The sequence below is a fragment of the Dolichospermum sp. FACHB-1091 genome (genome assembly GCF_014697585.1).
Taxonomy (GTDB): domain Bacteria; phylum Cyanobacteriota; class Cyanobacteriia; order Cyanobacteriales; family Nostocaceae; genus Dolichospermum.
Genome location: NZ_JACJSB010000009.1, coordinates 96,007 through 114,714, shown reverse-complemented (window position 1 = coordinate 114,714; position 18,708 = coordinate 96,007). Strand labels below are relative to the sequence as shown.

Annotated in this window: 17 protein-coding genes and 1 tRNA gene; 9 read left to right on the top strand and 9 right to left on the bottom strand. The window is 38.5% G+C overall.

Annotation, left to right across the window (positions count from 1 at the left end):
• The first annotated feature begins 151 nt into the window (after positions 1-151).
• The 4 genes from H6G25_RS07945 (at position 152) to H6G25_RS07930 (ending at position 3,712) form a co-directional block, all read left to right on the top strand.
• Entirely contained in the window at positions 152-472 is a 321-nt protein-coding gene (locus tag H6G25_RS07945; protein WP_190392010.1) for a nucleotidyltransferase domain-containing protein, read from the top strand.
• Positions 469-876, top strand: a complete 408-nt coding sequence (locus H6G25_RS07940; RefSeq protein WP_137907780.1) for a HEPN domain-containing protein — start codon at positions 469-471, stop codon at positions 874-876. The genes H6G25_RS07945 and H6G25_RS07940 overlap by 4 nt, the downstream gene beginning before the upstream one ends.
• A 315-nt stretch (positions 877-1,191) precedes the next feature.
• Positions 1,192-2,364: a molybdopterin-synthase adenylyltransferase MoeB gene (gene moeB, locus H6G25_RS07935; protein ID WP_028089833.1), complete on the top strand. Its 1,173-nt coding sequence runs from the start codon at positions 1,192-1,194 to the stop codon at positions 2,362-2,364.
• Positions 2,365-2,995: 631 nt separating this feature from the next.
• Complete coding sequence (locus H6G25_RS07930) at positions 2,996-3,712, top strand: response regulator transcription factor (protein WP_190392009.1); 717 nt, start codon at positions 2,996-2,998, stop codon at positions 3,710-3,712.
• 330 nt (positions 3,713-4,042) lie between these two features.
• Here the strand turns inward: H6G25_RS07930 and H6G25_RS07925 are convergent, their stop codons facing one another.
• The 5 genes from H6G25_RS07925 to gloB all read right to left on the bottom strand — a co-directional run bounded on the left by H6G25_RS07925 (position 4,043) and on the right by gloB (position 8,964).
• On the bottom strand, positions 4,043-5,011 hold the full coding sequence (locus H6G25_RS07925; protein ID WP_190392008.1) for an alcohol dehydrogenase catalytic domain-containing protein: 969 nt from the start codon (positions 5,009-5,011) through the stop codon (positions 4,043-4,045).
• A 27-nt stretch (positions 5,012-5,038) separates the two neighbouring features.
• Positions 5,039-5,656 (bottom strand): hypothetical protein, encoded by a 618-nt coding sequence (locus H6G25_RS07920; protein WP_190392007.1) that lies wholly within the window; start codon positions 5,654-5,656, stop codon positions 5,039-5,041.
• Between the two features lie 41 nt (positions 5,657-5,697).
• Complete coding sequence (locus H6G25_RS07915; protein WP_190392006.1) at positions 5,698-6,522, bottom strand: inositol monophosphatase family protein; 825 nt, start codon at positions 6,520-6,522, stop codon at positions 5,698-5,700.
• A 105-nt stretch (positions 6,523-6,627) separates the two neighbouring features.
• On the bottom strand, positions 6,628-8,061 hold the full coding sequence (locus tag H6G25_RS07910; protein ID WP_190392005.1) for a BCD family MFS transporter: 1,434 nt from the start codon (positions 8,059-8,061) through the stop codon (positions 6,628-6,630).
• Between the two features lie 129 nt (positions 8,062-8,190).
• Positions 8,191-8,964, bottom strand: a complete 774-nt coding sequence (gene gloB / locus H6G25_RS07905; protein WP_190392004.1) for a hydroxyacylglutathione hydrolase — start codon at positions 8,962-8,964, stop codon at positions 8,191-8,193.
• A gap of 188 nt (positions 8,965-9,152) precedes the next feature.
• Between gloB and H6G25_RS07900 the strand changes: the two genes are divergently transcribed.
• From H6G25_RS07900 to H6G25_RS07885, 4 genes are all read left to right on the top strand, one after another.
• A complete protein-coding gene (locus H6G25_RS07900; protein WP_190392003.1) occupies positions 9,153-10,481 on the top strand; it encodes an adenylosuccinate synthase in 1,329 nt (442 codons plus the stop codon).
• Positions 10,482-10,598: 117 nt separating this feature from the next.
• Positions 10,599-10,898, top strand: coding sequence for a 50S ribosomal protein L25 (rplY, locus tag H6G25_RS07895; RefSeq protein ID WP_028090668.1), 300 nt, complete (start codon positions 10,599-10,601; stop codon positions 10,896-10,898).
• A 169-nt stretch (positions 10,899-11,067) separates the two neighbouring features.
• Positions 11,068-12,606: an AAA family ATPase gene (locus H6G25_RS07890; RefSeq protein WP_190392002.1), complete on the top strand. Its 1,539-nt coding sequence runs from the start codon at positions 11,068-11,070 to the stop codon at positions 12,604-12,606.
• Positions 12,607-13,005: 399 nt separating this feature from the next.
• A complete protein-coding gene (locus H6G25_RS07885; protein WP_190392001.1) occupies positions 13,006-13,515 on the top strand; it encodes a hypothetical protein in 510 nt (169 codons plus the stop codon).
• A 235-nt stretch (positions 13,516-13,750) separates the two neighbouring features.
• Here the strand turns inward: H6G25_RS07885 and H6G25_RS07880 are convergent.
• From H6G25_RS07880 to H6G25_RS07865, 4 genes are all read right to left on the bottom strand, one after another.
• Positions 13,751-13,823, bottom strand: a tRNA-Phe gene (locus tag H6G25_RS07880).
• 78 nt (positions 13,824-13,901) lie between these two features.
• Positions 13,902-14,732, bottom strand: a complete 831-nt coding sequence (locus tag H6G25_RS07875; protein ID WP_190392000.1) for a metal ABC transporter permease — start codon at positions 14,730-14,732, stop codon at positions 13,902-13,904.
• Positions 14,733-14,761: 29 nt separating this feature from the next.
• Positions 14,762-15,550, bottom strand: a complete 789-nt coding sequence (locus H6G25_RS07870; protein ID WP_190391999.1) for a metal ABC transporter ATP-binding protein — start codon at positions 15,548-15,550, stop codon at positions 14,762-14,764.
• Between the two features lie 215 nt (positions 15,551-15,765).
• Positions 15,766-16,755, bottom strand: a complete 990-nt coding sequence (locus H6G25_RS07865) for a zinc ABC transporter substrate-binding protein (protein WP_190391998.1) — start codon at positions 16,753-16,755, stop codon at positions 15,766-15,768.
• Between the two features lie 312 nt (positions 16,756-17,067).
• Between H6G25_RS07865 and H6G25_RS07860 the strand changes: the two genes are divergently transcribed.
• Positions 17,068-18,657 carry an iron uptake porin gene (locus H6G25_RS07860; protein ID WP_190391997.1) on the top strand — a complete coding sequence of 530 codons (1,590 nt, stop codon included), beginning with the start codon at positions 17,068-17,070 and terminating at the stop codon, positions 18,655-18,657.
• The last annotated feature ends 51 nt before the right edge of the window (positions 18,658-18,708 follow it).

The following is an 18,708-nucleotide window of genomic DNA, read 5'->3' as shown; positions in this document are numbered from 1 at the left end:
TATCTATCAAAATGATAATTTGATACAGGTTTTCTACTTAAATTAAGAGAATTTTATCTTATTTTTTTCAAAATGAGAATTGCTGGCAATTATTGGATGAGGAGATTAAAATATGGTTAGCTAAAGTTGGTTTTTCTCTAGAGGAATAGAAATGATACAGGATAGTGATCGGAAAATTGTTTCAGAGTTTCGCTCTCGACTGGAAGCGATAATTCCCATTTTGGATTTACGGGTATTTGGTTCAAGAGCGCGAGGTGATGCTACAGAAGAATCAGATTTAGATGTGTTTATTAAAATTACTGAATTAGATAGATCACGTCGAGAAAAAATTAGTGATTTGGCATGGGAAATAGGTTTTAAATATGATCTAGTTATTTCCACCTTTGTAGTTACAGAAGCACAGGTAGAAAGGGGAGCTATGGGAGCTAGTCCCTTACTGTCTAAGGTGTTACGAGAGGGTATTGCTATATGATAAATCAGCAACTAAAGTTATTAATTGAGTACCGTTTATCTGAAAGTGAAGAAACTTTAAGAGAAGCAAAGATTTTACTCAATCAATCAGCTTTTCGTGGTACCATCAATCGCTCTTATTATGCAATGTTTTATGCGGCACTGGGTCTTTTAGCAACTAAAGGTTTAGGCAGTTCTAAACATAGTGGAATAGTTAGTTTTTTTGATCGTGAGTTTGTGAAGACGGGAATTTTTTCTAAGGATTTATCACGGAGTTTTCATCGAGCATTTGATGAACGACAAGCAAGTGATTATGGAGAAATGTTAGAAGCAGATATGGGGTCAGCAATGGCTCTATTTGAGAGAGCGCAGAATTTTGTGGATGAAATTACACAGTATTTAAAGTCTTGGATGGAGGTTAACTAACCTTCTGGTAAGCACATTTTCTAGTCTACTAGCGATTGCCTCATTTTCTAGTTGGGGGCGATGTTTAAACAGAAGTAAATATACTCTTGAATATCATTCTGATTTTATACATTAAAATAACGAATTGCCTTATTATCAAAATATCCTTGCTCAGAATACCCTGATGTGATATTATCGCTACAAAATGGCCAAGCTGGTGAACTGCAAAGCTGAATTTTTGATGACAATCACCAGTTTCCAGCCCAGACAATTAAAGTGATCAACTTAGTAATTTTAAGTTAAGATTAATACTCCGCGCTGATTCCTACAACTGCTATGCTAAATCCCAATCTGGATGAAATCCAGTTGACAAAAGACGACTACGAACGCTATTCCCGCCACTTAATTTTACCAGAGGTGGGCATGGAAGGGCAAAAACGCCTCAAAGCTGCCAGTGTATTATGTATCGGTACTGGTGGACTGGGTTCACCACTACTGTTATATCTTGCCGCAGCGGGTATTGGTAGAATTGGTATTGTTGATTTTGATGTGGTTGATACCTCTAACCTCCAACGTCAAGTTATTCACGGGACTTCTTGGGTCGGTAAACCCAAAATCGAATCAGCAAAAAACCGCATTCATGAAATTAACCCCCATTGTCAGGTTGATTTATATGAAACTCGTCTCAGTTCAGAAAATGCCCTCGATATTATTCGCCCTTACGATATCGTTGTAGATGGAACTGATAATTTCCCAACTCGCTATCTGGTCAATGACGCTTGTGTTTTATTAGATAAACCTAACGTTTACGGTTCTATTTTCCGTTTTGAAGGACAAGCAACCGTCTTTAACTATGAAGGTGGTCCCAACTATCGTGACTTATACCCCGAACCACCACCACCAGGAATGGTTCCTTCTTGTGCTGAAGGTGGTGTGCTGGGAATTTTACCAGGAATGATTGGCATTATCCAAGCCACGGAAACAGTGAAAATTATTTTGGGTAATGGTACTACCCTGAGTGGTAGACTGGTGCTTTACAACGCTTTGGATATGAAATTCCGGGAGTTGAAATTGCGTCCTAATCCTATCCGTCCAGTTATTAACAAGCTGATAGATTACGAACAATTTTGTGGTATTCCCCAAGCCAAAGCTGAAGAAGCGAAGCAGCAAATGGAAATTCAAGAAATGACGGTTAAGGAATTAAAGGCGTTATTAGATAGTGGTGCTAAGGACTTTGTACTACTAGATGTGCGTAATCCTAATGAGTATGAAATTGCTAAAATTCCTGGTTCTGTGTTAGTTCCTTTACCAGAAATTGAAAATGGTGATGGTGTGGCTAAGGTACGGGAGTTACTCAACGGACACCGCTTAATTGCTCATTGTAAAATGGGTGGTCGTTCGGCGAAAGCCTTGGCTATTCTCAAAGAAGCAGGAATGACTGGTACAAATGTCAAAGGTGGAATTAATGCTTGGAGTCAAGAAGTAGATACTTCTGTTCCTCAGTATTGATACTTCCGTGGGGGATTGTTGATATTTAGATATATTTAGGACTTACGCACAAGTCACGGAATAATGAACCACGTTCGCGGAGCGTCCCGTCAGGGATAGGAACGAAGAGAACGAAGAAAAGAGGGTTTGAGAGATATTTTGCGTAAGTCCTGATATTACCATAACCATCCTAAATTCGATGTAAATAATCAGATACCCGATTTTGAGAGGTCGGGTATCTTACTCTTTTTTTGTCTCCAGATTACCGTTCAAAAATTCTATGTCTCAGAATATTCATCTTTGTGTCTCTGAGGGAAACAAATTCATACTTTAATGCACGTATTCCGTATATTTAATTGATACAAAAAAATCTTTAAAAAATACCAAAATTGTACATTACTTATCATCTTTAAAAAAGGGTAAAATGTCTTTGCATAAACCTGATGGGAAATTCAGTTAAAGCAGTTTCCAGGTGAGAACATAGACTGTATCCATTATCCGAGTCGTAGCATCATCAAATTCAGACACCACACATACTTTCAACCCTGTTGCTACAAGTGACAGGAAATTGAGAGTAGACTCGCTTGCAAAAACACAGGTTAACTAGCATCTATCGCCACAGCAAATTGCCAAAACAATAATATACTGCATTATGGATACGCTTTCCACGACCAATTCCAAGATTTTGATTGTAGATGACGATTCCAGTGTCCGCAACCTCATCCAGCGTTTTTTGAGTCGCAACTATCAAATAGAATCAGCAGCGGATGGTAAAGCAGCCCTTGTCTTATTTGAGCAATTAAATCCTGCTTTAGTGATTTTAGACTGGAATTTACCAGATGCAAATGGCTATAAACTTTGTCAAGAAATGCAAAGCCATACTAATGTTTTAGTCATGATGCTTACCAGTCGCAATGATGAAGCTGATAAAATCAAAGTTTTGGCCGCTGGTGCAGATGATTTTTTGACCAAACCATTTAGTTTAGCAGAGGTAGAAGTCAGGGTAGAAGCCCTATTAAGACGAGTCCGCTATATCCAGCCCAGTCCGTCACAACGTCTGACTTTTAACCAGTTGGCTATTAATTCAGAAGCACGAGAGGTAACACTCAATGACAAACCTTTGGCTTTAACTGCTTTAGAGTTTAACATCTTACATTTCCTCGCTACTCATCCTGGACAAGCATGGAGTCGTACCCAGCTTATCCAAAAGATTTGGGGTTGTGATTATGTGGGAGATGGCCGCGTGGTGGATGTGCATATTGGTCAACTACGCAAGAAAATGGAAGCTGATTCTAGTATGCCGGAGTTTATTAAAACGGTGCGGGGTTATGGTTATAAGTTTGACCCACCAGAAAATACTAAACTATGAACTCTGGAAAATAGGATTGTTGTGATAGCTTAACAACTTGCTTGAATACCTTACCCAAATTCCCTTGTTTTAGAGGTAACCGCAGTTCTTTATGGTGCGTCAAGAAACGCACCATTTTTTATTAAATAGGGCTTGCTGAAAAAGTTGTCTGTGAGGGTAGGGAACTCTTAACTTAATTGTTTTAGTTATCTGGATATCCTCAATTTCCCAGATCCGACAAAGAAAAATGCAACTGTTTTGAGACTCCATTTGCCAAAACCTTGCACTTTCTTCTTCTAAAAATCCGCGAAACCCTTATTCAGAAGTGGTTCTACCTTTACTCAGCCAGCCTTAAATAATAGAAGACAAATTCATTTGTAATAACACCTTTAAAACTCCTTTGCTTTTTGCTTTTTCAACAGCTTCTAAACCAAGAGATAGGGGATAATTACCCTGAATTAAAGATTGTACATTTACCTTTTTGGTCGCTAATAATTCTAACGCTGGCACAAAGGGACCACAACGAGAACCAATGAGAGTAATTTCATCTACCACTAAAGCAGAAGCATCTAAACTAAGATTTCCTGCATAGGTGCTTTTTAAGATTAATGTACCACGAGGACGTAAAGCCCGTCGGGCAGTATTAAAACCTTCTGGATTTCCTGTACAATCAATAGAAACATCAAAATATCTATCTTTGACAGTATTAGCTAAAGCGGTTTTAATTCCTCTTGCTGCTAAATTTAGTAATTTATCTTCATGTCTTCCGACTACTAATAAATCACAACCAGTTAAAGCTAAAGTTTGGGCTATTAATTGACCCAGTTTACCATCTCCAACTACTAAGACTCGATCATCTTGACATAATGTTATCTGTTGTTGAATTTCCAAAGCTGCGGCCAGGGGTTCTGTAAAAGTTGCAGCCGCTGTAGAGACATTTTCCGGTACAATATGCAAATTTTCAATGGGTAAAGATAGGTATTCTGCAAAAGCACCATTACGGTTGACAATACCTAAAACCGTCCGGTTTTCGCAATGGGTAGGTTGTCCACTACGACAAAAGCGACAATAACCACAAGCAGCGTTAATTTCACCCACTACTCTTTGATTAATTAAATGTTCTGGACCTTGTTCTACAACACCAACAAATTCATGGCCAATAATGCCAGTATAGGGATAATAACCTTTAATTAATTCCAAATCAGTATTACAAATACCCGCAGACAAAACCCGCACTAAAGCTTCCCCCGCTGGTGGTTCAGGAATAGGAATATCGGTGCGTAATTGTAATTGATTATTTTCTAGCCAAAGTCCTTTCATAATTTTGTTATTTATTATTTGTTATTTCTATACTTCTACTCCTTCTAAAATTCCCATAATAACAGCAAATAAACTATCTAAATCTCCGGGAATTTTAAACAAGTTAATATCTTGGTTAATTTGTTTTTCACTACTATCAAGTTTCCCAAATTGCCAAATATTACCAATTGTAACTGCACCATATAATATACTTTTTTCCTGAATTTGAGATAAAGCAATTAATTCTACAGCTAATTGAGTAAATCCTCTAGTTAAATCATCATTTTTAGCTTCGATAACTAGAAAATTATTCTTTAATATTAACAGATAATCAAGATTACCTTTAAGACGATTATTAATATTAAGAGGATATTCAATTCGCATTTGACAATGACAATAACGAATTACTTCCAATAGTATAGGAGATACTAAGGTTTCTCTTCTAGCAGTTTCATTACTTAAACTGATAAAAGGTAAAATGTCTTCTATTCTTTGTTTGAGTTCTGGGAGTTTATTTAGTGGGTTAGCAGTTTGCGGTAAAGATAAATGGGATTTAATTAGTGTATAATCAAATTCGGCCAAGATATCATCAGCTTCATAGGGTAACTCAAAGTATGACCGAAAGGTATAAGATCTATTGTCCTGTAAAATTTTGATTTTAGCCATAGTATACCATGATTGTACTAAATTCTAGAAATCAAAGTATTTTAGAGTTTGAGATGGGAGAGAAATGGTGTAAATATAGGGACTAAACTTAAATTACTCACAACCATGGTCGGAAAACAGCGATCGCTATAATCCATTCCCGGCGATAATGGAAAAGACACAGAATTGAGAGATAACCATGTACCACCAGCAGCTTGAACAATTACCCAAGCAGCTGCAATATCCCATATCTTTGGTGTGGCTTCAATTCCTCCCAAAACCGCACCGGTTGCGACTGTCAGAAAGTTATAACTAGCAACCCCTAACATCCGAATTTTACAGGGAAAATCCGGTTTAATAATGCCGGTACTGCGAGAACAAAGATTAAAAAAGTGGTTTTTGCTAGGAATATCTTTACTTGTATGGATAGGATGATGATTTAAAAATGCTCCCGTTGGCGTTGTTAAGCCCGATGAACCCGCCCAAAAACCGTAAAATGCTTGATTTAATGGTGGCACATAAACATAGCCAAAAATCGGCGTTCCTCGATAAAGTAAACCCAGAGAAATTGACCAGATAGGAAGTCCTCTGGTAAAATTAGTTGTACCATCTAAAGGATCAATTACCCAACACCATTCTTTATCAGGAAAACTTTGACCTGCTTGCAGCACGTTATCACTTTCTTCGCTCAAAATGCCGTAACCTGAGAAAGTAGAAACAATAGCATCTCTAATTTCTTGATCTGCCCATTTATCGGATTTTGTGACTAAACTACCATCAGGTTTTTGTGTGGCTTGAACTTTGCCAAAATCCTGCATTAATTGTTTTCCTACTCTGATAGTAGTGGTTTCAGCAAATTCTAAAATTGTATTCCAAAAGTCGTTCATTTGTTATTAGTCAGTTGTCCGTTGTTGGTTGTCAGTTGTCCGTTGGTTTTCAATTACCCATTACCAATTACCAATTACCCATTACCAATTACCCATTACCCATTATTAATCTAAATCACTTTCCAGAACAGAAGCTAAAGCTTGTTTAGTATTAGTTTGAAATTCTGCCACATTGACACGATTCAAAAAAGCAATTGATACCAACATTCCCAAAGCTTCTAAAGCAAATACCAAACCATAAGCTAATACTAAGTTATCTGGTAACAACTTGCGCCCCACATCTAAAATAGTACCACCAATGACAATTGCAATTCCTCTAGATATAGACTGAGCAAGTCCCCAAGCACCTATAAATGTACCGGCAGCTTCAGCAATTGTCAAATCTAACATCAGACTAACTGCCGCAGTGGTGACAACACCAGTTGCTAAACCAAATAAAACTAAAGTTGATTTCAGTACCAATGGATTGGCAGAGAATCCCGAAAACCCCAGTAATAAAGCCGCACACGCGACTAAAACACAGCCTAATTTTATAGTTTTGCGTTTACCCAACCGAGGCACAATCAAAAAACCTGTGATACCATAGGAGATTAATATGCCCGTTCCATAAAAAACGTTGAGTTTGGTACTTTCCGCTAAAGGCATTTTAAACACTTCCCCTGCGTAAGGTTCTAGAATAGGATCTTGCATAAACAAGCTAATAGTCATCACTAATAAAAAAGTGAAAAACAAACCTGTTTGGGGACTAGCTGTTAAAATTTTCCAAGCACCACCTAAGGTAATACTATCTTCCCGGTTTTCTGGGGTAGAACGATGGAAAAAACGAGAATATTTTTTTTCTACTCCCAAAGTAGCGACAATTGCTAAACAAAAAACCATTCCCGGAACAATCTGGAATAAGCGATTTATTGCAGCTTGTAAAGTTTCTATGGGTGCATTAGCTGTTAATTGATTTAATAAGCTAGAACTGATAATAGCTCCAACTATAATCCCTACCATCAACATTGACCAAACAATACCGACAACTTGAGAACGGTTGTCGGTTTCGGAAATATCAACTAATAAAGCCGCAAAAGCTGTACCACTAGCACAAATGGCCAGTCCGTAGACCACGAAAACTAAACCTAAAACCGCTGTCCAAGCCATTGTTTGGCTAGTCCATAGCCAACTTTCGCCAATATTAGCAGAATTTAACTGCCATATTACTTGTACCGCACAAAAGGCAGCGATCGCAAATATTCCTGCGCCCAACCATACATAACTTGTGCGATGATATCCCCATAATGGTCTAGCATCGGACATTTGCCCAAATAAAATTCGGGTTGGGGACACAAATAAAGGCAATGCTAACACAAAAGCCACCAATGTAGCTGGAATGGCAATTTCCTGGATCATGACTCGGTTGAGTACCCCTAGAGTCAAAATAGACATCATACTCAACCCCATTTGAAATAATCCTAGCCGGAACATGGTGAAAATATTCACCTGGGGTAAAACTGGGGATTGATTTTGGTTATGATAAGTATCATCAATTGCCATAACTACTTTTTTATTGTTTACGTCCCATACCCCCTCCTCGCTTGCGGGGAGGGGGTTGGGGGTGGGGTTCTTGTATCTCACTGCCCACCATTATAATTATACAAATTAAATGCAGTACAGCTTAACTAACTAAAAATTATCTTTCATGCCTCGAATCCGGGCAAAGGTTTGAACTTCTTGGTTACTTTTCGCTGTTGCTTGTAGAGATGGTTTATCCCAACGCAAAAAAGGATTTGTGAGTTTTTCGATTCCCAAAAGTGATGGTACGGTGGCTTGATTAGTCTCCCGTTGCATTTTAACATCTTGGTAGCGTTTTTGCAAATCCGCATTTTCTGGCTCTACAGTCACAGCAAACCGCAAATTATTTAAAGTGTATTCATGGGCGCACCAAAGGCGAGTATCATCAGGTAAAGCCCGCAGTTTACTTAAAGAATCTACCATTTGCCCGGGTGTACCTTCAAATAAACGACCACAACCACCAGCAAACAATGTATCACCACAAAACAATTCTCCCGGCTCTCTTGGGCTTTCTGGGGGAAAATAGTAAGCAATATGAGCGCGGGTATGGCCAGGAACAAACAACACATTAGCAGTACGATTTCCAAATTGGACGTGATCGCCTTCCTGTAAAAATACCTGCTGTCCCGGAATCCGGCCTCTATCTTCCGCACCCCCATAAACTGTCACTTCGGGAAATTTTTTCATCAATTGTGTATTTCCACCCACATGATCACCGTGATGGTGAGTATTAAAAATCGCCACCAAATTAGTTTTTAATTTTGTCAATTCGTCTAATACTGGTTGCGCTTCGGCCGGATCAACAACAGCCGCGATATTCTGTTGTGGATCATGCAGTAAAAATATATAATTGTCTGAAAGTACCGGTAGACGGATGATTTGCATCAGCTTTTCTTCCTGGGTTGGTGAATTTATTTATAAAATGTCCTGTATTATTTTAACCCAACCTATTCGATAAATTTGTATAACTCCTTATTTTACCCCAAAGCAAAAGTTATTCAAATCCTTGACAAAAAATAAAAAATCTGTTAAAAATGGTAATTTGTGGAAACTTTACCCTTTAATATAATCTCTTGGCTAACGTCATTGTCATAGGTGCCCAGTGGGGCGATGAAGGAAAAGGTAAAATAACTGACTTACTCAGCCGCTCCGCAGATGTGGTGGTACGTTACCAAGGAGGAGTTAACGCTGGGCATACAATCGTAGTCCAAGGTCAGACCTTTAAGCTGCACTTAATTCCCTCTGGTATTTTATATCCAAAAACTGAATGTATTATTGGCTGTGGAACAGTCATAGATCCACAGGTTTTGATCAAAGAACTGGATCAACTAGAAAAATTAAATATTTCCACAGCTAACTTGTTGATTTCACAAACGGCTCATGTCACCATGCCTTATCATCGGATGATTGATAAGGCTTCCGAGGAAGTACGGGGAAATCATAAAATCGGGACAACTGGTAGAGGTATTGGACCGACCTACGCTGATAAATCCGAACGGACAGGCATCAGAATGTTAGACTTGATGGATGCCGATGGACTGCGTGAGCAATTAGAGTGGACGATCAACTATAAAAATACCATTTTAGAAAAGCTGTATAATCTGCCACCTCTTGATCCCCAAGTGGTAATTGAGGAGTATTTAGGTTATGCTGAACGTTTGCGTCCTTTTGTTGTTGATACTTCGTTACAAATCTATGACGCGGTTTTAAGACGACGAAATATTTTGTTTGAGGGCGCACAGGGGACTTTACTTGACTTGGATCACGGGACTTATCCCTATGTTACATCCTCTAATCCAGTGGCTGGTGGGGCTTGCGTTGGTAGTGGGTTAGGACCGACAATGATAGATCGGGTGATTGGTGTATCCAAAGCCTACACTACAAGGGTCGGGGAAGGTCCATTCCCTACGGAACTACATGGCGAAATTGGCGACTTATTAGGCGATCGCGGTGCGGAATTTGGCACAACTACGGGGCGCAAACGTCGTTGTGGTTGGTTTGATGCTGTCATCGGACGCTATGCAGTTCGCATTAACGGCATGGATTGTATTGCTATTACTAAACTTGATGTTCTCGATGAATTAGAGGAAATTAATGTTTGTGTAGCTTATGAAATTGATGGTGAACGTTGCGAACACTTCCCCACTAGCGCCCGGATGTTCGCCCGTTGTCGTCCTATTTATAAAACCTTGCCAGGATGGCAAATGTCAACAAGTCACTGTCGTACCCTCGAAGAGTTACCACCGCAAGCACTAGACTATCTAAGATTCTTAGCAGAATTGATGGATGTCCCCATTGCGATCGTTTCTTTGGGAGCAAGTCGTGATCAGACTATCATTGTAGAAGACCCTATTCACGGTCCAAAACGCGCTCTGTTACATCCAAATGGTACTCCCGTTTAGTTAGTGGTCAGTGGTCAGTGGTCAGTAGTGATATAAATGAGAATTGACTGCTAACAACTAACAACTAGCAACTAACATCTAACATCTAGCAACTAACAACTAACAACTAAAAATAGTATGGCTATCACACTCGAATCTAAAACCCGTCCAGAAGGTAGCAAACCCAGAGCTTTGCGCCGTTCTGGTTTAATTCCCGCTAATTTGTACGGTCACAAGGGAACTGAATCAATTTCTTTAGTTCTTGATGCTAAAGTTGTAGAACGTTTACTCAAGCAAGCTGCTCCTAATCAAACAGAAGTGGAATTAAGCATTCCTGAATTAGAATGGACTGGTACAACTGTAATTCGTGAAGTTCAGATTCACCCAGCTAAAGGTACACCTTACCATTTAAGTTTTTTCGCTGGCACTAAAGGCTAGAATTTAGATAATAATAACTAAGAAGACCAGGGTTAAACCTGGTTTTTTTGTGGAAAAGAGGCAAGAGTAAAGAGGTTTTCAGCGATTTTACATTTTTTTACACAGTTTGGTTTTATTGTGTTAACCTACTTACCTATTACCTATTACCTATTACCTATTACCAATAAAAATGACAGAAACAAATCTTCCCGCTTTAATTGAACAAATGTTACAACCTGGATTTTATCCTCATGGTGTAACCGAACCAATTCAACTAATTCAAACCCATATTTCTTATGTCCTGTTAACTGGAGATTATGCTTATAAGCTGAAAAAACCGGCTAATTTCGGTTTTTTAGACTTTTCCACCTTAGAAAAAAGAAAACATTTTTGTGAGGAGGAATTGCGCTTAAATCAACGGGGTGCTGGTGAATTATATTTAGAAGTGATCCCTTTAACTTGCGCGGGTGAAAAATACCATCTCGGAGGAACGGGAGAAGCTGTAGAATATGCGATCAAGATGCGTCAATTTCCCCAAGAATCCCTATTTAGTGAACTTTTCGCTGCTGGGAACTTACAGGAAAGCAACTTAGAAGAATTAGGACGGGTTGTGGCTCAATACCATGCTCAAGCACACACTAATGAGTACATTCGCAGTTTTGGGGAAGTCTCACAAGTGCGTTTGGCTATTGATGAAAATTACCAGCAAGCTGAAAAATATATTGGTGGACCCCAGACACAAGCGCAGTTTGAGGAAACAAAACAATATACAGATAATTTCTTTGTCCAAAATCCAGAATTATTTAAAAGCCGAATTGAAAACAACTATATTTGCGAATGTCACGGCGATTTACACCTCAGAAATATTGCTCTCTGGCATGATAAAATCATGTTGTTTGATTGCATAGAATTTAACGAGCCTTTTCGTTTTGCTGATGTTATGTATGATGTAGCTTTTACCGTCATGGATATTGAGGCCAGAGGACGTAAGGATTTAGGAAATGCTTTTTTAAATACTTATGTGGAGCAAACTGGAGACTGGGAAGGTTTACAGGTATTACCTTTATATTTAAGCCGTCAGGCTTATGTGCGGGCTAAGGTAAATTCATTTTTGTTAGATGATCCTAGTGTACCCGATGTTGTGAAGGAAGAAGCAGCAAAAACCGCATCTGCATATTATCATCAAGCTTGGGAATATACTAAACCGCAACAGGGAAAACTGATTTTGATGTCCGGGTTATCTGGTGCTGGAAAAAGCACCACGGCTAAGTATTTAGCCCGGAAACTCAATGCGGTTCATCTCCGTTCTGATGCTGTGCGTAAGCATTTGGCGGGAATTTCTTTGTTAGAAAGAGGTGGGGATGAAATTTATACACCAGAAATGACACAAAAAACCTATGGCCGATTGTTAGCACTGGGAATTATACTAGCTAATCAAGGCTGGACTGTAATTTTAGATGCTAAATATGATCGTCAGGATTTGCGAGCAGCAGCCATTTCTCAAGCTACAGAGCATCAATTACCTTTATATATCATCAATTGTACCGCACCCGTAGAAGTTTTAACACAAAGGCTGCTGCATCGCACTGGTGATATTGCTGATGCTACTGCTGATTTATTAACATCCCAAATTAACCAATCTCAACCATTTACAAATCAAGAACAACCTTATATAACGGTTGTAGATACAACTCTACCATTAGACACACAATTATCAGGATTGATTTAATTTTTCTCTAGATTAAAAGGGCGGTTTCTAACCGCGTCTACACAGGTAAAACCCACCTATCCCATTCTTTGTACCCATAGGGATTATGGGTACAAGATTCTTCTTTCCTACTCTGTATGGGAATGAATTATCAATGAATCAGGACTTACGCAAAATATCTCTCAAACCCTCTTTTCTTCGTTCTCTTCGTTCCTATCCCTGACGGGACGCTCCGCGAACGTGGTTCATTATTCCGTGACTTGTGCGTAAGTCCTATGAATTATAAAGGCTCTGCTTTTTCATAATACAATCATAGAGGCAGAGCCTCCGTGATAGCATTCCCAGTCAGAGACTGGGAACGATATAAACGAGATAACGGGATATAATTATTCTTTCTCCTGACTCCTAAATCTTAATTTTATGGCACCAAAAAATAATTTTCTCGGCGATATTTTCTCATCTTCACCTAACTTCCTGTCTCAATTACTATTCGGGTTGTTTTTATTCATTGTCTCCAGAATTGCCGGTGCTTCAGTACCTCTGTGTCTATTTATAGGTATCATGGGTGGTGTCACCTTGGGGTGGATTACTTTTGCAAATGAGAATAACCCCCAGGCTACTACTGTAGCCTCTAATGATGGTATTGATGCTGGTTTGAAATATTGGTTAGTTTTTATGCTGGGTTGTCTTTTCTTAGGTTATTCAGCACCCATGAGTATTTTGTTCGGCGGTATTGCTGGTGTTGGTGGTGGCTGGATAATTGCTTGGTGGCGCAGTCAGGAGGCTTTACAAACTCAATTACCAGAAGATGTCTTAGAGGAAGATACGGAACAGCCTAGTGATAGGGGTGCGAAAAGACGCACAAGAAAAGCTACTCGGCGTTTCCGTCGTGCTTCTACAACTTTCAATTTTCGATTTTGGGAAAAGTAATTCCTGATAATAGAGCAGGAGTCAGGAACATCTTACCAAGAAACTAGGACACTCATTAGGGTTGAAAAGCCGTTGCTGAAACCAGGTATGAATTTAGGTGTAGAGACGAGAATCCCTACATGAGGAAAGTCTTGTCTCTACAAGGGTTTTGAAATCATCAAAAATCATTTTCATACCTCAAATCAGCAACGCTGGGTTCAAAATAATTCCCAACGGATTCCTATATTTGATCAAATGCCAGGAACGAGACTTGAACTCGTGACACGAGGATTTTCAGTCCTCTGCTCTACCAACTGAGCTATCCCGGCGTGGGCTTGATTACTGACCACGTTTACCAACTCTAACATAGGGAAAAAGATTAGTCAAGGGGTTTTATAAAAAAAATTTTAGCTGCTTTTGATTGTCAATTTAACCCAGGTAAACACAACCACAAATAAGAGAAACTGCACAAAGACAATACTCGGTCCAGAAGCCAGATTAAACAAGCCAGAAACCATCATTCCCGCGATACTACTGCTAGAGCCGACAACCACCGATAGAATCAGAAAACGGCTGAAATGGTGACTCATGAGTTTGGCTGTAGCAGCGGGAATCACTAAAAACGCATTGACAAGCAAAACACCAACAGCTTTAATCGCTACGGCTACAGCAAGGGAAAGCAAAATAACGAATCCATAGCGATAAAGTTGTACAGGTACTCCTTGTACTTGTGCAACATCGGGATTGAGAGTTAATAATATTTGTTGTTGTAGCGTTGATAAGAGGAAAATACTACTAGAGATGAGTACCAGAAGTGTTAAAATTAAATCTGTGTTATCTATCGCTAAAATATCGCCAAATAATACACCCATTAAGTTACCGCGATATCCCTTAATAAAACTGGTGAGGATGACACCGATCGCTAATGATCCAGATAGAACTATACTGAGAACACTATCACTGGCTAAATCTGTTTTGTCAATCAAATAAAGAACAACAACCCCGAAAATTAAAGTAAAAGGTAGTAACATCCAAGTAGGATTAGTATTGAGTAACACGCCTAATGCTACACCTACTAAGGCTGCATGACCAACAGCATGACTAAAAAAAGATAGTTGACGTAAGGTAACAAAACTACCTAATAAACCGCCCAATATTCCCATTAACACAGCACCAATAATGGCACGCTGCATAAAAGGAAATTGCAATAAATTCACGAAATCATGATAATTACCCATTACCCATTACCTATTACCTATTACCTCACTTAATGATGATGTTCATAACGACTAAAACCAGGACCATAGGTAGCTAAGAGATTTTGCGGAGAAAGGGCTATTTCTGGTTTACCAGAACAAACAAGAGTTTGATTCAGACAGATGACGCGATCGCAATGATGGCTTACCATATCAATATCATGGGAAACTTGCAACACTGTCCAATTTTGTTCTCTTTTTAATTCATTTAATAACGCATAAAAATCTGTTGTCCCTTGAACATCTACCCCTGCAAAAGCTTCATCTAATACTAACAGTTTTCGCGGACTTACTAAACAATAGGCCAATAATACTCGTTTAAGTTGACCGCCGCTAAGTGTTCCAATAGCTTGATTGCGTAAGTGATAGGCATCTGTACGATATAATGCCGCTGTAACTGCTGCTAATGCTTCTTGCTTTGCTGGCCAAAATGAGAAAGATGAAAAAAATGAGTTTTTTCTGTTAGCTATTCCCAAAGCTACTAATTCACTAACTGAAATTGGAAAACTGCGATCAAAAATAAAGTTTTGTGGCATATAACCCAAAAAATTACGCAAATTTCCTAATCTAGAAATTGGCCGACCAAAAACTTCAATTGTCCCCGCACTTCTGGGAATTAAATCTAAAATTGCTTTGATTAAAGTGCTTTTTCCCGCACCATTTGGACCAACTATAGCTGTATCTGTTCCTGGTAATAATTTAAAAGAAACATCTCGCACGGCTAGATATTTACCTTGGTAGACTGTTAAACCGGAAACTTTTAATATTGGTAATGTAATTTCTGTTTGTTTGTTGATCATGTCAGTTAGGATTTGAGATGCCAATAATTTATAGTCATATATAGCAGTCTGATTTGATTTGTTCGGTAGTTTAGCATTACTAAAACTTTCAGAGGATGTTTGAAAAGTATTTTCTAAAACTCCAAAAATCTCAATATTTAACTCCTGCTAAGAAGACAGGGTTTTATTTGTACATTCCATGGTTTTTCAAACAACCTCTAATCATTATTTAATCATCACTTGCACCCAGAGGCTAAACTTTCCAAATTAGTTTTCATAGCTTTAAAATAATACTCTGGATTGGTATCACCAGTTTCTAAAGAATCTAATGTCCTTACAGTTAACTGCAAATCCTGGGAAATACTTGTCAGTAATTTGTTATCTAAACCGGGTTCACTAAATAAGGCTTTAGTTTTGTATTTTTTAACTGTATTTACTATTTTTTGAACATCTGTTGGTGAAAGTTGTTTTTCGGGAATTTCTACTACTGCTACTTGTTTGAGGTTATAGCGTTTCGCAAGGTAGGGAAAAGCATCATGAAAAGTTATGAAAGTGCAGTTTGGCGTTTTTTTCAGGGTCTGTTGAAATTCATTATTTAAATTATCTAGTTTCTGGATATATGACGCTGCATTAGTTTCGTAATTGGCTTTATTCCCTGGATCTGCAATAATTAAACCATCTCGAATATTGATGATTTGCTGTTTTGCTAAAACTGGATCTAACCAAATATGAGGATTTCCAAATGTGTGTTCATGATCATGATCATGTTCTCCTCCTACTGTCTTATCTATTGGGGAAATTTTATTAATAGGTTCAATACCTTTACTAACATCAATTTCTACTAATTGGGAATTTCCGGCATTTTTAATTGTATCAGACAGAAATTCTTCCAACCCTAAACCATTTTTTATCACTACATTGGCTGTAGCGATCGCTTTTACATTTGCTGGTGTTCCTTGATATTCGTGTATTTCTGTACCAGGCTTGACTAAAATATCTACTTCTGCTACATCTCCAGTTACCGCTTTAGTAAATAAATAAACGGGTAAAAAGGTTGTAACTACTTTAGTCTTTGGTAGTTTTTGTGCTGGTGTCGCTTCTTCATTAACAATTTTACTACCATTAGTATTGTTACATCCATAAATCGCTGATAAAATTACCAACGCAATTATGGGTAAGAAATTTCTTTTTCTTATATCTGCTCCGACTTGTCTAGGACTCTTCATAGTTTATGGTTGATCATAAAACTTCATTGGCATTATATCTTATAATGAGATTCATTCTCACAAAATTGATAAGTAACTAGTAAAAAACATGATTATCGTATCAAGAATTACAAACTTTTTTGGTATTTGAGGTAATACTGCTGTATAGTAAGATTTTCATTTTCCCATTTCATAAAGATTTCTTAACTTTCCTGCGTTAAAAAATCTACATGGAACTGTTAACTGTTAGTATATTGATAGGAATTATTGATAGCTATGCTACTTTTAGATCAGGTATAGCATCATCTACTGCAAAAACGGGTGTGAAGAAAAATGCAAAAGTTCTCGACATATTTACTAGCTAGTTCCACTGTCATCAGTGCTATACTATGCACAAGTTCTGGGGCGTGGGCTGAGGAAATACCAGCACATAATCAACTCCAGGCTGATACCAATTCCCAACAATTGAATACAAACAATCAACCAGAGGTGATGTCACAAGTTACCTCTGTATCTCAGTTATCCGATGTGCAACCTAATGATTGGGCGTTTCAAGCGTTACAATCATTAGTAGAACGCTACGGATGTGCCGCAGGTTATCCTAATAATACCTACCGTGGTAATAGAGCGTTATCACGATATGAGTTTGCAGCAGGTTTAAATGCTTGTTTAGATCGGGTAAATGAACTAATTGCCACTGCTACTGGTGATTTAGTATCAAAGCAAGATTTAGCAACAATCCAAAAATTACAAAGGGACTTTTCCTCAGAACTAGCCACCTTAAGAGGGCGTGTAAACGCAGTAGAAGCGAGAACCGCTGAATTAGAAGCTAATCAATTTTCAACTACCACCAAGCTACAAGGACAGGTTGTGGCAGTTGTTAGTGATGTTATTTCCGGTAAAAAAGTTAATGGTGCGGATATTCCTGATAAAAATACCACTTTAGGGGCAAGAACCAGACTAGATTTTGTCAGCAGCTTTACAGGAAGAGATACACTGCTGACGAGGTTGGAAAGCAATAATATCAACAGTCCCAACATTCAGACTAAAGAAGGAAACTTGTTTTTTGCTAGTGGTAGTCCCAGTAATAATTTTGGTATAGGAACTTTATCCTATGCCTTTCCTCTTAGCAAAAATACACAAGCAAAACTAATTGCTACTGGAGGCGCACCAGATGATCTTACCAATACAGTCAACCTTTTTGATGGTGATGCTTCTTTTGGTGCTTTGTCAACTTTTGGCACAAGAAACGCAATTTATGGTCAACTAGGTGGTGCAGGACTAGGAATTAATCATCAGTTTAGTGAGAAATTAACCCTCAGTTTAGGCTATTTGACTCCTAATGCTAATGACCCCACCCCTGAAAAAGGTTTGTTTAATGGTCCCTACGGTGCTTTAGCGCAGTTAACTGTAAAGCCCAGTAGTCGTACTGCTCTTGGTTTGACTTATATCAATTCCTATAACCAACCACTTGGTACAGGTAGTAATAACGCGACCTCTGGCTTTGGTGGCGAAAATTTTTCCAGTAATTCCTACGGTGTACAAACATCTTTAGGTATTGGCAATAAACTTGTTGTCGGTGGTTGGGCTGGATATACCAATAGTCAAGTCTTGACTGGTAGTAGAGGAAAAGCGGAAATTTGGAACTATGCTGTTACTCTAGGCTTACCAGACTTGGGTAAAAAAGGTAACTTGGCTGGTCTCATAGTTGGTATGGAACCAAAGGTCACAAATTCTAGTGTTGATGGACTAACAAAAGACCGAGATACCTCCTATCACATTGAAGGATTTTATCAATATAAAGTTAGCGACAATATCACCATTACTCCTGCTGTAATTTGGTTAACAGCCCCAAATCACAATAAGGATAATGATAATGATAGTGTGGTCATTGGTGCTTTAAGAACTACCTTCAGTTTCTAAATAGGCCCCCTCCTCGCTTGCGGGGAGAGGGTTGGGGTTCTTGTATCTCAC

Bases quoted from the DNA above. Each gene is read 5' to 3' on its own strand.
- H6G25_RS07860 (WP_190391997.1), top strand. From the start codon at position 17,068: ATGCAAAAGTTCTCGACATATTTACTAGCTAGTTCCACTGTCATCAGT.
- moeB (WP_028089833.1), top strand. From the start codon at position 1,192: ATGCTAAATCCCAATCTGGATGAAATCCAGTTGACAAAAGACGACTAC.
- H6G25_RS07865 (WP_190391998.1), bottom strand. From the start codon at position 16,755: ATGAAGAGTCCTAGACAAGTCGGAGCAGATATAAGAAAAAGAAATTTC.
- H6G25_RS07920 (WP_190392007.1), bottom strand. From the start codon at position 5,656: ATGGCTAAAATCAAAATTTTACAGGACAATAGATCTTATACCTTTCGG.
- H6G25_RS07925 (WP_190392008.1), bottom strand. From the start codon at position 5,011: ATGAAAGGACTTTGGCTAGAAAATAATCAATTACAATTACGCACCGAT.
- H6G25_RS07930 (WP_190392009.1), top strand. From the start codon at position 2,996: ATGGATACGCTTTCCACGACCAATTCCAAGATTTTGATTGTAGATGAC.
- H6G25_RS07945 (WP_190392010.1), top strand. From the start codon at position 152: ATGATACAGGATAGTGATCGGAAAATTGTTTCAGAGTTTCGCTCTCGA.
- H6G25_RS07885 (WP_190392001.1), top strand. From the start codon at position 13,006: ATGGCACCAAAAAATAATTTTCTCGGCGATATTTTCTCATCTTCACCT.
- H6G25_RS07940 (WP_137907780.1), top strand. From the start codon at position 469: ATGATAAATCAGCAACTAAAGTTATTAATTGAGTACCGTTTATCTGAA.
- rplY (WP_028090668.1), top strand. From the start codon at position 10,599: ATGGCTATCACACTCGAATCTAAAACCCGTCCAGAAGGTAGCAAACCC.
- H6G25_RS07915 (WP_190392006.1), bottom strand. From the start codon at position 6,522: ATGAACGACTTTTGGAATACAATTTTAGAATTTGCTGAAACCACTACT.
- H6G25_RS07910 (WP_190392005.1), bottom strand. From the start codon at position 8,061: ATGGCAATTGATGATACTTATCATAACCAAAATCAATCCCCAGTTTTA.
- H6G25_RS07875 (WP_190392000.1), bottom strand. From the start codon at position 14,732: ATGGGTAATTATCATGATTTCGTGAATTTATTGCAATTTCCTTTTATG.
- gloB (WP_190392004.1), bottom strand. From the start codon at position 8,964: ATGCAAATCATCCGTCTACCGGTACTTTCAGACAATTATATATTTTTA.
- H6G25_RS07870 (WP_190391999.1), bottom strand. From the start codon at position 15,550: ATGATCAACAAACAAACAGAAATTACATTACCAATATTAAAAGTTTCC.
- H6G25_RS07890 (WP_190392002.1), top strand. From the start codon at position 11,068: ATGACAGAAACAAATCTTCCCGCTTTAATTGAACAAATGTTACAACCT.